Here is a 13,580-nt window from a genome sequence, read left to right on the forward strand (position 1 = left end):
CTCTATTTACATGAAAACTCGGGTGTGATTCTGCCAATCACAACCCGAGCCTATTAAAAAGCTTACCCTTTTAATTCACTGATTCTAGAAAGAACAGCTTCTCTTTTCTCTACATAATCGCTTTCTTTCGCACGTTCTTCCTCAATAACTTTTTCAGGTGCTTTTTTCACAAAGCCTTCGTTGCTCAGTTTCTTTTGAACACGTTCGACTTCTTTATTCAATTTATCAAGCTCTTTTTGAAGACGTGAGATTTCTTCATTAATATTGATTAAGCCTTCAAGCGGGAAAATAAGCTCAGCTCCCGTTACGACAGAAGTCATCGCTTTTTCGCCTGATTCTGCATCCGTGCTGATTGAAAGGCTGCTTGTGTTGCAGAAACGCTCAATGTATGCACGGTTATCGTCAAGCTGTTGCCCAACATCCGCATTTTTCGCTTTAATCAGCATTGGAATCTGCTTGCTCATCGGTGTATTTACCTCAGCTCGGACATTTCTTACTGAACGGATTACTTCAACTAGCAATTTCATATCTGCAGCAGCTTTTTCGTCCGTTAATGAAGCATTCACTTCAGGCCATTTTGCAATTGTAATGGATTCCCCGTTGTGAGGAAGATTCTGCCATATTTCCTCTGTAATGAAAGGCATGAATGGGTGAAGAAGTCTCATTGTGTTATCAAGCACATATGCAAGAATGGAACGAGTTGTTTTCTTTGCTTCTTCATTGTCCCCATATAGAGGAAGCTTCGCCATTTCGATATACCAGTCACAGAAATCATCCCAGATGAAGTTATAAAGAAGGCGGCCTACTTCACCGAATTCATATTTATCAGCAAGCTTGGTCACATGTTCAATTGTTTCGTTTAATCGAGTAAGTATCCATTTGTCAGCTACTGATTTTTCTCCGCTGATATCGATCTCTTCATATTTCAGGCCATCCATGTTCATTAAAGCAAAACGTGAAGCATTCCAGATCTTATTTGCAAAGTTCCAAGTCGCTTCTACCTTTTCATAGCTGAATCGCAAGTCCTGGCCTGGAGAGCTTCCTGTAGACAGGAAGTAACGCAATGAATCTGCGCCATATTTCTCGATTACTTCCATTGGATCGACGCCGTTTCCAAGAGATTTACTCATTTTGCGGCCTTGCTCATCGCGGACTAGCCCGTGAATCAGCACATCTTTAAATGGACGCTGACCTGTAAATTCAAGACCCTGGAAAATCATGCGCGAAACCCAGAAGAAGATAATATCATATCCTGTTACAAGCACATCTGTCGGATAGAAGCGCTGATAATCGATCGATTCTGTATCAGGCCAGCCCATTGTCGAGAACGGCCATAGCGCGGAACTGAACCACGTATCAAGAACATCTGTATCCTGCTCCCAGTTTTCAATATCTGCAGGCGGTGAGTGATCAACATGAACCTCACCTGTTTCTTTGTTATACCACGCCGGAATTCTGTGTCCCCACCAAAGCTGTCTTGAAATACACCAGTCACGGATATTTTCCATCCAGCGCATATACGTATTTTCAAATCGGTTTGGCACAAAGTTTACTTTCTCTTCCTTGCCTTGAAGCTCGATTGCTGCATCAGCAAGCGGCTGCATTTTAACAAACCATTGTGTTGAAAGATATGGTTCAACAACTGCACCGCTTCGTTCACTGTGCCCTACAGAATGAAGATGCTCTTCAATTTTGAATAAAACATCCATATCTTGAAGGTCTTTTACGATTTGCTTGCGGCAGTCAAAACGGTCAAGACCATTGTATTTCCCTGCGTTAGCATTCATTGTTCCGTCTTCATTCATAACAAGAACACGTTCCAAGCCGTGGCGGTTTCCGATTTCAAAATCGTTCGGATCATGTGCAGGCGTAATTTTAACTGCCCCTGATCCAAATTCCATATCCACATAGTCGTCGCCGACAATCGGTATCTCACGGCCAACGATTGGCAGAACAACTGTCTTTCCGATCAAATGCTTGTAGCGGTCATCTTCCGGATGAACGGCAACCGCTGTATCGCCAAGCATTGTTTCAGGACGGGTTGTAGCGATTTCAATATGCCCTGAACCATCAGAAAGAGGATAGCGCATATGGTAAAAAGCGCCTTGTACATCTTTGTAGATAACTTCAATGTCCGATAAAGCAGTTTTCGTTTGCGGATCCCAGTTGATAATATATTCACCGCGGTAAATAAGTCCCTTTTTATATAGAGATACAAATACTTCATTTACCGCTTTTGATAAACCTTCATCTAAAGTAAACCGCTCTCTGGAGTAATCAAGTCCAAGCCCAAGCTTAGACCATTGAGTACGAATATGTGATGCATACTCTTCTTTCCACTTCCATGTTTCTTCAACGAATTTTTCCCGTCCAAGATCATAGCGTGATTTGCCTTCCTCGCGCAGCTTGCCTTCTACTTTTGCCTGAGTGGCGATTCCTGCATGGTCCATGCCCGGAAGCCATAGCACGTCATAGCCCTGCATTCTTTTCATGCGGGTTACAATGTCTTGAAGCGTTGTATCCCACGCGTGCCCAAGATGAAGCTTGCCTGTAACGTTAGGCGGCGGAATAACGATAGTATAAGGCTGTTTTTCCTGGTCATTTGTCGCTTCAAAGTATTTGCCCTTCAGCCAGAACTCATAGCGGTTACGCTCGATACCCTGCGGATCATATTTTGTAGAGAGTGTTTGTTCATTGTTCTCCATTTTTCTTCCTCCTTAAAAAAATACCGGTATGAAACAATAAAAAAACTCCTTTCATCCAATAAAAGGACGAAAGGAGTTGATTTCGCGGTGCCACCTTTTTTCACAGGCAAAAATAAGCCTATGCTCTCAAATGGGATAACGGCGTTCATGCCGATTCTCTCTACTTCAAGTTCAAGAGAATTACTCAAGGGCGACCTTCAAGCGAGCTTGTTTAAGAAATCTTTCAGCAAATGATTTCTCTCTCTAAAAACAGCTTTCGGCTTTACTCTTCCCTGTCAATGTATGTTCTTTTATTCAATAAAAGCATATATGTATTATTGTATACAATCTTATCATTTTACGTCAATCATCTTCTCCAATTTTCATGCCCTTTATTCACACGAATCACAAATTTGGGTAAATGCACATATCTTGTTAGCATGAATCATCAGGTTAGGAGAATTTGTATGCGAAGAAAAGTTAATTACTACAATATGTCACCATGGGTAAAGCAATTCAAAGTAATCGCAGGCCAGTTCATCGTTCCGATTACGATTTTCCAGACGATACGGACCTTGATCTTCCCAACTCCAGTTGATCTTGTTCTTTTATCACTGTTGATATTGCTTGGAGTAGCTCTTCACATGGAGTGGATTTAAAAACCCAATCAGAGAGATGATTGGGATTTTTTATGATGATTGCTCTGCCGCTATTTTTTTATTCTCTTCAATTTGCGTCACTTTCATAACAAAATATTCAATGTTTTTAAAAGTCCAGTAGGATTTGGTGAGATCCTGATTCCGTTTGAGCTGAGGGACACTCCGGCTTGACTGGTTCATATGCTTTTTCAAATTTCTGTAGATAATATCCGGGTATGATAGGTAGCAAGTAAATAAAAGCATTTCTTCTTCCCGGAACGGAAAATGCTGCTGATACGTATAGAGCCAATCCACACAATCATCATCTGCAAATGGATACGTATGGAATGTTCGATGATAAAAGAGAAGCAAATCGTCAATGGGTGATGAGTATCTGGATTGTTCAAAATTTGTTAAAAATCCAGTTCCCTGTTCATCGTATAAAAAGTGATGAATGGATGCTCTCCCATGAATAATAACCTGGCGGGCATCTTCTTTTTCCTTCATCATTTCGTACCATTCATCAAGTTTCTTCCGCGCAAAATCAGTCGCTCTTGCTGTTTCAAAATAATAAGTAACCGCCTGCAGTTCAAAAGGGGACAAGTACCATTTTTTTTCGCATTCTTCCACATATTTTTCGTAAGCGGCTTTGTTTTCATCCCACTGCCTGGATAATGTATCATAATGAACTTTAAGTGCATCCTGATTCAATTTTTCCGCGGCGGCTGTTTTCTGATGGAGCACAGCAAGTTCCCTGAACATGTTTTTATGACGCTCATCTCTCTCCTCTTCAGGTTCATTGTGAAGCCATGGCATGATGTAATACCAGTACTCTCCATCTGAGGTGAAAAATTGGCGGTGTTTATTTCTGAAAATCGGCACATAGCCGGAAAATCCTTTTTGATGAGCCGTATGAAGTGTTTCAATAAAATGGCCATTTCGGTTTGCTGTGACTCTTTTTAATGCATATGATGCTCCAGAGCTTGCATAGATTTTGGTCAGCTTGTCACTGATTGACTCCGCGTACTCGCAAGTTAAATCATATTGGCTGATTACAGGCACTAGCTTATCCATAATTTCTCTCACCACTCTATAACTCACCTTCCTTTATGAAGGAATAAGTGAACGATTTTAACCTGTTTTCTTTCTGAGAAGAATATTGATTCTTACAAAAAAAACAGCTGAGGAATACTCCTCCTCAAGCTGTTCTGTCCATCTTAATGCGTGTTTGCATAAACCGGAATATATAAAGTCTGCCCTTCATGCACATCAGCAGTTGAGCTGAATTGGTTCACCCTGTGCAGCTGCTGGACCGTGATATTATAACGGTCGCATATGCTGTCAATTGTATCCCCCTGCTGAACGATGCAGATTTTAAGTTTTGAAAACTCCTCTTCATCCTCACGGCCAAAAAGCTTTGTTAAATAAAGAGAGTTTTCCGTCTCCTTCGGCTGCTCCTGTTTTTTCGCTTCTTCTTTTCGGCTTTTTGGACTTTGTTTAGGCGGTGCTGAGTAAGATTCGACCTCTGCTTCTGCAGGCCTTCCTGCACTATAATGAATTTCAGGCTGTGTGATTTCTTCTTCTATTGCCTGCTTTCTGACTTCTACATCAAAAGACTGTGTGACTTCTTCTTCTATTGCCTGCTTTCTGACTTCTACATCAAAAGGCTGATAAAACTCTTCTTTTTCAGGAGTGTCGCTGTTCTCTGCAAGGACTGCATCAAAGCTTTCTGAATATGCTTCCTGAGTCTCCTCTTCATGGAGCAAAGCCTGAGAAGAACGGTAAAGCGGCTCAAGCTCTTCTTTAGTTGAGTGATTATATGTTTGCTCTTCCTCTTTCTCTTCCACTTCCACTTCCTGAACTTCTTCAAATGAATCCTGACTTGAAATTCCGCTTATTTCTAAATCTGCAACAAGCTTAAGATTTCTGCTTTCAGATAGATCATAGTCAAATGATTCAATCGTCACATATACTTCTTCTAAATCTCCAATTCTATTTCTGGGGATCGTAATATCCACTGGGAACCGGTGAACAAGCTGTGATATGCCATCCTCCTCCCGGGTTTCAACACTGTTTACAAACCGGAGATTGGCATATTCAAATTCCTCTTCGTTATAATCCTCATCTATTTTGTACTCACCCGTTAACTGCAGTGCACCCCGAATGGAGATGTACTGGTCAAATTCCTGGATGGTGATGTCTGGATCTAATGAGATGGATAACAGCTCACCTACTTCCTGTCCCTTTTGAAACCAAACGGATTCTTCAACAGAAAACCGTAATGATGATTGTTGATCCTGTGACAACTTGAACTCCTCCTTTCAATGGCCTAACCTAATAAGCTATGACATTAAAGGTTTATGTTCAAGATTCAAAGATTATGAGTGATTTTTAGAATATGACTTATTTCTATAATGGGATATTGAATCTAAAAATCAGTGTTTTAACTGACCGCTGACCGGGAAAATAGTCTGTAACATAAAAAAGGAGTGATCTGTAATGTCAAAAGATCAAGGTTTAAGCGATAAAGTAAAAGGCAAGGTAAACCAGGCCAAAGGTGAAGTGAAGGACCAGGTCGGCAATGCAACAGACAATCCGAACATGCAGCGGGAAGGCAAAAAAGATAAGCTGAAAGGCAGCATTCAAGAAGCTGCAGGAAAAGCGAAGGAAGATTCACACCGTTATTAATGTACATAAAGAGTGCCGGGCCAAAGCCGGTTCTCTTTTTTATTTCATGAAATAACTGCTATACTAAAGGAAAAAACACAGGAGATTCTATGAAACCCTTATTTTTTATTATCATTGGTTTGATCTTTTTACTTCAAATTCCTTTATGGTTCAATATAGTCGATGATTGGCTGATGGCTGCAGTCGGCTTAATCGGTCTCGCCATTATTTTTTCAAGTAAGTGGTTAAGCCGGAAATCCGGTTATAAAGAGAAATAAAAACTACCGCCTATATTTTCTTAAACGGCTTCACCTGTGAGGTGGACACAGTAATTTGGCAATTATTTATGAAAAATGGCTTGGAGTTTATCTCCAAGCCATTTATCTTTTTATCCGCTTTTCGGTAAAGCACCGCGCAGACACAGCAATCCCTAAAACTTCCGGTTATCCATTATTCCATAAGATTTTCTTATATGAAATGACATTAAAAATGCACACTTCTTTTCAACTATGAAATGAAGTGTGCATGATATTTTTATTTGCACCTCTAAGCAAACACTCTGTCTTCTTCAGAGGTTTCACTTTCTTACTTTAATTTAGAAAAGGCTTTTTCTGCAGCATCAATCGTCTTATTCAAATCTTCATCTGTATGGGCTGTAGATAAGAATAGACCTTCAAATTGAGACGGCGGAAGGAATACACCTTCATTTGCCATTTCACGGTAGAATTTCGAGAAAAAGTCTAAATTAGATGTTTTGGCAGTCTCAAAATTTGTTACTTTTTCATTCGTAAAGAAGAAACCGATCATTGAGCCGGCTCTGTTGAATGTGATTGGAATATCATGCTTTTTCGCTGCAGCCGTTAAGCCTTCTTCGAGAATATCTGCTTTGCGGCCAAATTCTTTATATGAATCTGGTGTCAGCTGTTTTAAAGTTGCATATCCTGCAGTCATAGCAAGCGGATTTCCGGATAATGTACCTGCCTGATAAATTGGTCCGCTTGGTGCTATCTGCTTCATAATGTCTGCACGTCCGCCATACGCTCCAACAGGCAATCCTCCGCCAATGACTTTTCCAAGACATGTAATATCAGGAGTTACACCGAAGTATCCTTGTGCACAGCCATAATCCACACGGAATCCCGTCATCACTTCATCAAAAATAAGCAAAGAGCCGTATTGAGTTGTGATTGCTCTCAGGTTTTCCAAGAATCCTGACAGCGGCGGCACGACTCCCATATTTCCTGCTACAGGTTCGACAATCACACCTGCAATATCGTCTCCGAATTGTTCAAATGCGTATTTGACGCTTTCCAAATCATTGTAAGGAACCGTGATCGTGTTTTTCGCAATCCCCTCCGGCACCCCTGGACTATCCGGCAGACCGAGTGTTGCAACACCTGACCCTGCTTTGATTAATAAAGAATCACCATGTCCGTGGTAGCAGCCTTCAAATTTGAGAATTTTGTTTCGGCCGGTAAAACCGCGCGCAAGGCGCAATGCACTCATGGTTGCTTCTGTTCCTGAGCTTACCATCCGAATCACTTCAATTGAAGGGACGCGCTCGATCACAAGCTTTGCCAGTTCATTTTCGATTAATGTAGGAGCACCGAAGCTTGTGCCGGATTCAGTCACCTTTTTTATCGATTCAACCACTTCATCATTTGTATGACCTAAAATAAGCGGTCCCCATGATAAAACATAATCAATATATTCGTTTCCATCGATATCATATATCTTGGAGCCTTTACCGCGTTCCATGAAGATAGGATCCATCGCAACCGATTTAAATGCGCGCACCGGGCTGTTTACACCGCCTGGCATCAAACCTTGCGCTTCTTTAAATGCCTGCTTTGATTTTTCATAATTGCGCATAAGAATTCTCCCTTACGATTAGTGTTGTTCCTTAAGCCAGCGGGCAGCATCTTTTGCATGATAAGTCAAAATCATATCAACGCCCGCGCGTTTCATGCTGATCATCATTTCCATCACGATCGCTTTTTCATCAACCCAGCCATTTTGTGCAGCCGCTTTGATCATGGCATATTCTCCGCTTACGTTATAAGCAACAATTGGAACATTGAAGTTGTTTTTCACATCACGGATAATATCAAGATACGATAAAGCAGGCTTCACAATTAAAAAGTCTGCGCCTTCCATTAAATCGGATTCTGCTTCTCTGAGAGCTTCCATGCGGTTAGCCGGATCCATTTGGTACGTCTTGCGATCGCCAAATTGCGGTGTGCTGTGGGCAGCATCACGGAATGGGCCGTAAAAGGCACTTGAATATTTGATTCCATATGACATAACCGGCACATCTTCAAAGCCTGCTTCGTCTAATCCGTGGCGGATTGCTGCTACAAATCCATCCATCATGTTAGATGGTGCGATAATGTCAGCCCCTGCTTTTGCCTGGCTTACAGCTGTACGCGCAAGCAGATCAAGTGTAGGATCATTTAATACTTTGCCTTCTTTGACAATGCCGCAATGCCCGTGGTCAGTGAACTGACATAAACAAGTATCAGCGATGACAACTAAATCGGGGAAGTTTTCTTTAATTTGAGTAATCGCTCTCTGAACAATCCCCTGATCATGATAGGCTTGTGAACCGACCTCGTCTTTTTCATCAGGAACACCAAACACGATAACCGATTTAATGCCCAGATCAGATACTTCCTGCATTTCTGCATCCAAATAATCAAGTGAAATCTGTTCAACGCCAGGCATTGATTTTACTTCATTTCTCTTCTTTTCTCCTTCTATTACAAAGATTGGATAGATGAAGTCTTCTGCATGCAGGTGAGTTTCACGGACAATTGATCTCATGCTGCTGGTGGTGCGGAGTCTGCGGTGTCTTGTAAATTGAAGATCCATAGTTATTCATTTCCTTTCAGATTGAATATGAGTTCTCATTCTATTTATCATGGCATCGATTGTGTATGTATTACATACAATCCCATTAAATCCATAATTGGACAGGGTCTGATGCGTGATTGGTCCGATGCTTACCAAAGTAACCCCATATAGCAGCGAATCCAGATCCCTGTTTTTCATTACTTTCATAAAAGCATCTACGGTTGATGAGCTTGTAAATGTAATATAATCGAGCTCATTTTGCTTCAGTAAACGCTCGATTGTTTGTCCATCTTTTACATTATGTATTGTTTCATACAGAGCGGCATCTGTCACGGAGAAGCCCTTCTGAGTAAGCTTCTTGATTAATATTTCACGGGCCAGATTTCCCCTGAACAGGAAAATATGCTGTTCTGTACCAGTCTTAGCTGCAATTTCCTCGGCTAATTGCTCTGCCACATATTCTTTTGGAATGATGGTGACCGGGAAGCCTCTGTCTTCTATTAATTTCTTTGTTTTTCTGCCGACTGCGGCAAAGGTGCAATCTGAAAATTTGCTTATATGTATTTTATGTTCTGTCAGAAAGTCAAAAAAGTAAGCAACACCATTTGTACTTGTAAAAACAAGACAGTCCTTCGGTCTTATGCGGTCAATGATCTCACGGATTTGTTTTTCATTCTTTGCCTTTTCAAAACGGATAAGCGGAGTTACAATGGGAACTCCGCCGGCGTTTTTAATTTTCTCGGCAAAAGTGGTCGCCTGTGTATGCTCTCTCGTAATTAAAATTTTCTTTCCGGAGAGGTCAGGAGCCATTATAGATCGAGCTCCTCTTTCACTCGGTCAATCAGGGCTTTTGCCCCCTGCTGAATCAGGCGGTCTGATACTTCTTTGCCGATAGCCTCTGGATCTTTTCCAACGATTCTTTCTTTATAAATCTCTTTTCCGTCAGGTGAGGCAATTAAAGCAGTAAGAGAGATTTCGTTATCAAAAGCAACTGTAGCATAGCCTGCAATCGGAACCTGACATCCGCCTTCCATGACGTGGAGGAATGTTCTCTCTGCCAAAACAGCGAGCTTGGTTGCTTCATCCGTAAAATGAGACAAGAGTTCAAGCAGCTCGTGATCATCTTCTCTGCATTCAATTGAAAGTGCACCTTGTCCAACTGCTGGTACACAATCATTGGCATCTAAGAATTCTGTTACAACATCCTGACTCCATCCCATTCTGGCCAAACCAGCTGCAGCTAAAATGATCGCGTCATATTCTTCATGCTGAAGCTTTGCAAGACGTGTATCAATATTTCCCCGAATCCACTTAATCTCAAGGTCCGGTCTCATCGCAAGCAGCTGGGCGCTTCTTCTTAAACTGCTCGTACCAACAATTGCGCCGGCAGGAAGCTCTGAAAGTTTTACATGGTTTTTTGAAATGAACGCATCTCTCGGATCCTCACGGAAAGGAATGCAGCCGATTGTCAGCCCGTCTGGCAGTACAGCGGGCATGTCTTTCATGCTATGTACAGCCATATCAATTTCCCTGTCAAACATGGCTTGCTCAATTTCTTTAACAAAAAGACCTTTTCCGCCAACCTTTGACAGTGTCACATCTAATATCTGATCGCCTTTTGTCACAATTTCACGCACTTCAAAATCAAAAGGCAGCCCTAAGTTTTTTAACTGATCGATCACCCAGTTCGTTTGAGTTAAAGCCAATTTACTGCGTCTAGAACCTACAATTATTTTGCGCATAATGAGTACCTCCAACTTTCAGCCTGATGTATGGTGCATTTATTATGAATCCCATATATGAAACCGGGATAAACTTCCAAATAAAAAGAAATTAATCAATAAAATTAAAAAGGATGCTGCATTCAAGTAAGCAACCTGTTTACCCTGCCACTCTTTGACAATGCGGCTGTATAAATAAAAGCTGTAAACGAGAAGCATCATAAAGGATCCAAGCACTTTTGCATCGTACCAGTGAAAATTTGGAAGTTTTAAATACGCCCAAATAACCCCTAAAATTAAGCTTAATAACAGCATCGGTACTCCAATGACATTTAATACATATGACATATGATCAAGCTTTGTTAAATCATCGATTCTAAGTAACTGCTTTCCCCACTTCTTCTTTTTCAGCAGGTTGAATTGAATCAAGTAAAGCAGCGAAAAAACGAAAGACAGCGTGAATGCGCCATATGAAAGGATCGCCATCGTAATGTGAATAAACAGCAGTTCAGAGATCAACTGACCCGAAACAGCCGCAGATTCATACTGTGAAGGAGCAAATGTATGTATAGAGAGCATAATAAACCCTAAAACATTTGTAAAAAAGATAATAAAATCTACTCTCAAAAAACGGTTTAATACAACTGAAAGTGTAACAAGCACCCACGAATAAAAGTATAAGCCTTCAGAAATATTTAAAATTGGAAATCTTCCGGTTGTAAACATTTGATAAAACAAAAAAATTGTTTGCAGCAGCCAAACAATAGAAAGCAACCAGAAGGCAGTCTTGTTTGCCTTCCGGTTGTTATGAATAAAATCTATGAAAAAAAAGAGAACGCTAAACGCATATATTATAATGATTAATTCATTGATTCTTGTTAAACTCATCTCTGGCATAAATCAAATTCCTCTCACTTACGATTGAAGTGAAGCTTTTCCTTGCTCAATCGGTGCTCTTGAGCTGCTTAAAGAAATTGAGTTTTCTTTTCGTTTTTGCTCTTCTACCGCTTCTTCAATATCAAAGATTTTCATGAAGAGATCAAGCGTGTGATCTGCATCAGGATCTGCAGACAATTCTTTCACCTTCAAGATCGGATCACGGAGCATTTGATTGATGATGCTTTTCGTATGTTTGTTTAAAAGTTTTAATTCACGTTCAGTCAGGTTTGGCATTTTCCGTTCAAGGCTTTGCATTGTTTCTGCCTGTATACCAAGAGCTTTTTGTCGAAGAGCGGAAATAACCGGTACAACGCCAAGTGTGCTGAGCCACTGTTTAAAGGCAACAATTTCACCTTCAACCATAATTCCAATCTCTTCAGCTGCTTTTTGTCTTTCTTGAAGATTGGCATCCACAATTCCCTGCAGATCATCAATATCATATAAGAAGACACTTTCAAGCTCATCCAGTCCCGGATCAAGATCACGGGGCACCGCAATGTCAACCATGAACAATGGTTTGCCTTTTCTCATCTTCTCAACTCCGGCCATCATGTCTTTTGTCACAACAAAATCTTTTGAGCCTGTGGAGCTGATTAAAATATCTGCTTCTACTAGAGCACATTGCAATTCACTCATGCTTTTCGCACTGCCGCTGAATTTCATCGCCAGATTCTCCGCTTTTTCAAGTGTACGGTTCATGACTGTCACTTTGCGCACACCGCTTCCGTGAAGATTCTGCACAGCGAGCTCTCCCATTTTGCCTGCACCGAGAATAAGAACATGCTTATTAGATAAATCACCAAAGATTTTCTTTGCAAGCTCAACTGCAGCATAGCTGACTGAAACAGCATTTGCACCGATATCTGTTTCTGAATGTGCCTTTTTGGCAAGAGTAATGGCTTGTTTAAATAGGTGCTGAAAAACCGTTCCTATTGTGTCTTCCGTTTGACCAAGCAAGAAGCTTGACCGGACTTGTCCAAGTATCTGGGTTTCACCAAGAACCATAGAATCGAGTCCGCACGAAACGTTGAATAAATGATCGATTGCTCCATCATTTTCATACATAGTTAAAAAGGGTGAAAAAGAATCTTTGTCGATTCCAAACCACTCTGATAAAAATGCTTTAATATAATAACGGCCAGTATGAAGCTGGTCCACAATGGTATAAATTTCTGTCCGATTACAAGTCGAAACAATGATATTCTCTAAGATGCTCTTTTTGTCTTTCAGAGCTTTCATCGCATCTCCGAGCTCATTCGGATTAAACGTTAGTTTTTCGCGAATTTCGACAGGGGCAGTTTTATAATTTAAGCCAACAACTAAAATATGCATGATCCTATACACCCCACATACAAGAATACTATTACCATTATACCATGACATGCATTTTTCTCTTTTTTTAAATGTGAACAGTTCTTGAAAGCTTGTTCGTCTATGGTATGATACTATTTAAAAGCAAAAGCTGTTACATATTCGTCCACCTTGAACAATACCAAAAAAAGTGCTTACAATCAAGGAAATCGTTCTATTTAGAGGTGAAAATCAATGAAAAAATCGACAAATTTCTCTGCTCTCGCACTGCTTGCTATCGGATTTTACTACTTTCTGCAAACCTTTCAAATCGAGCTGTTTGAAAATCAGCAGTCCTGGCAAACATTGCTCATCCTGTTTGGACTGGTGTTTCTGATTGGCGGTCACTTCGATCAAGATGACAGCGCCATCCTGCCCGGCATACTCTTACTGGGACTCGGGATTCATTTTCATAGCATTGAACGTTTTCCAAATTGGCCCGAGCACGCGCCTGCCATTACCTTAATAATCGGACTCGGCATGCTGCTGCGGGCAGTAAAAACCAAATCAGGCTATTTTCAAGGATTCATTTTACTCCTGCTTGCCGTTTTTCTCCACTCATTTGACTCGATTATAAACGGGCTCGGCTGGGTTGAACAAGGGATGCAGGTCATCCAGAAATTTTGGCCTGTTCTGCTAATTCTTGGAGGTTTTTACTTATTATTTATTAAAAGAAAGTAAATTATGTAAGACCAGGAATTTAAATGATGAACTTCCAGCCGCAGCTT

Annotated in this window: 14 protein-coding genes and 1 other annotated feature; of the genes, 5 read left to right on the forward strand and 9 right to left on the reverse strand. The window is 40.9% G+C overall.

What is annotated here, in order from left to right; translation table 11 throughout:
* Positions 1 to 62 precede the first annotated feature (62 nt).
* Positions 63 to 2,705, reverse strand: a complete 2,643-nt coding sequence (locus K8L98_RS18560; RefSeq protein ID WP_223437002.1) for a valine--tRNA ligase — start codon at positions 2,703 to 2,705, stop codon at positions 63 to 65.
* Positions 2,706 to 2,764: 59 nt separating this feature from the next.
* Positions 2,765 to 2,993: a binding site (T-box leader), on the reverse strand.
* A gap of 158 nt (positions 2,994 to 3,151) precedes the next feature.
* Between K8L98_RS18560 and K8L98_RS18565 the strand changes: the two genes are divergently transcribed.
* Positions 3,152 to 3,343 (forward strand): hypothetical protein, encoded by a 192-nt coding sequence (locus K8L98_RS18565; protein ID WP_223437005.1) that lies wholly within the window; start codon positions 3,152 to 3,154, stop codon positions 3,341 to 3,343.
* Between the two features lie 30 nt (positions 3,344 to 3,373).
* Here K8L98_RS18565 and ysxE read toward each other — a convergent pair whose 3' ends face one another.
* Together ysxE and spoVID are read right to left on the reverse strand one after the other, a co-directional pair.
* A complete protein-coding gene (ysxE, locus tag K8L98_RS18570) occupies positions 3,374 to 4,396 on the reverse strand; it encodes a spore coat protein YsxE (protein ID WP_223437007.1) in 1,023 nt (340 codons plus the stop codon).
* A 143-nt stretch (positions 4,397 to 4,539) separates the two neighbouring features.
* The gene (gene spoVID, locus K8L98_RS18575) at positions 4,540 to 5,628 is read right to left on the reverse strand and encodes a stage VI sporulation protein D (protein WP_223437009.1); all 1,089 of its coding nucleotides are present in this window, start codon (positions 5,626 to 5,628) and stop codon (positions 4,540 to 4,542) included.
* A 193-nt stretch (positions 5,629 to 5,821) separates the two neighbouring features.
* Between spoVID and K8L98_RS18580 the strand changes: the two genes are divergently transcribed.
* The 3 genes from K8L98_RS18580 (at position 5,822) to K8L98_RS18590 (ending at position 6,502) form a co-directional block, all read left to right on the forward strand.
* The gene (locus K8L98_RS18580) at positions 5,822 to 6,010 is read left to right on the forward strand and encodes a CsbD family protein (RefSeq protein WP_223437011.1); all 189 of its coding nucleotides are present in this window, start codon (positions 5,822 to 5,824) and stop codon (positions 6,008 to 6,010) included.
* 89 nt (positions 6,011 to 6,099) lie between these two features.
* Complete coding sequence (locus K8L98_RS18585; protein WP_223437012.1) at positions 6,100 to 6,267, forward strand: hypothetical protein; 168 nt, start codon at positions 6,100 to 6,102, stop codon at positions 6,265 to 6,267.
* A gap of 55 nt (positions 6,268 to 6,322) precedes the next feature.
* Entirely contained in the window at positions 6,323 to 6,502 is a 180-nt protein-coding gene (locus tag K8L98_RS18590; RefSeq protein ID WP_223437014.1) for a hypothetical protein, read from the forward strand.
* 72 nt (positions 6,503 to 6,574) lie between these two features.
* Here the strand turns inward: K8L98_RS18590 and hemL are convergent, their stop codons facing one another.
* The 6 genes from hemL to hemA are packed head-to-tail and all read right to left on the reverse strand — an operon-like array spanning position 6,575 to position 12,834.
* Positions 6,575 to 7,861, reverse strand: coding sequence for a glutamate-1-semialdehyde 2,1-aminomutase (gene hemL / locus K8L98_RS18595; RefSeq protein WP_223437016.1), 1,287 nt, complete (start codon positions 7,859 to 7,861; stop codon positions 6,575 to 6,577).
* A gap of 18 nt (positions 7,862 to 7,879) precedes the next feature.
* Complete coding sequence (hemB, locus tag K8L98_RS18600) at positions 7,880 to 8,860, reverse strand: porphobilinogen synthase (RefSeq protein WP_223437018.1); 981 nt, start codon at positions 8,858 to 8,860, stop codon at positions 7,880 to 7,882.
* Between the two features lie 6 nt (positions 8,861 to 8,866).
* Complete coding sequence (locus tag K8L98_RS18605) at positions 8,867 to 9,652, reverse strand: uroporphyrinogen-III synthase (protein ID WP_223437019.1); 786 nt, start codon at positions 9,650 to 9,652, stop codon at positions 8,867 to 8,869.
* Positions 9,652 to 10,584 (reverse strand): hydroxymethylbilane synthase, encoded by a 933-nt coding sequence (gene hemC / locus K8L98_RS18610; RefSeq protein ID WP_223437022.1) that lies wholly within the window; start codon positions 10,582 to 10,584, stop codon positions 9,652 to 9,654. Before hemC ends, K8L98_RS18605 begins: the two co-directional genes overlap by 1 nt.
* 42 nt (positions 10,585 to 10,626) lie before the next feature.
* Positions 10,627 to 11,460, reverse strand: coding sequence for a cytochrome C assembly family protein (locus K8L98_RS18615; RefSeq protein ID WP_223437024.1), 834 nt, complete (start codon positions 11,458 to 11,460; stop codon positions 10,627 to 10,629).
* Positions 11,461 to 11,478: 18 nt separating this feature from the next.
* Entirely contained in the window at positions 11,479 to 12,834 is a 1,356-nt protein-coding gene (gene hemA, locus K8L98_RS18620; protein ID WP_223437026.1) for a glutamyl-tRNA reductase, read from the reverse strand.
* A gap of 213 nt (positions 12,835 to 13,047) precedes the next feature.
* Between hemA and K8L98_RS18625 the strand changes: the two genes are divergently transcribed.
* A complete protein-coding gene (locus tag K8L98_RS18625) occupies positions 13,048 to 13,533 on the forward strand; it encodes a LiaF transmembrane domain-containing protein (protein WP_223437028.1) in 486 nt (161 codons plus the stop codon).
* Positions 13,534 to 13,580 lie beyond the last annotated feature (47 nt).

The sequence above is a fragment of the Metabacillus dongyingensis genome (assembly GCF_019933155.2).
GTDB lineage: Bacteria > Bacillota > Bacilli > Bacillales > Bacillaceae > Bacillus_P > Bacillus_P dongyingensis.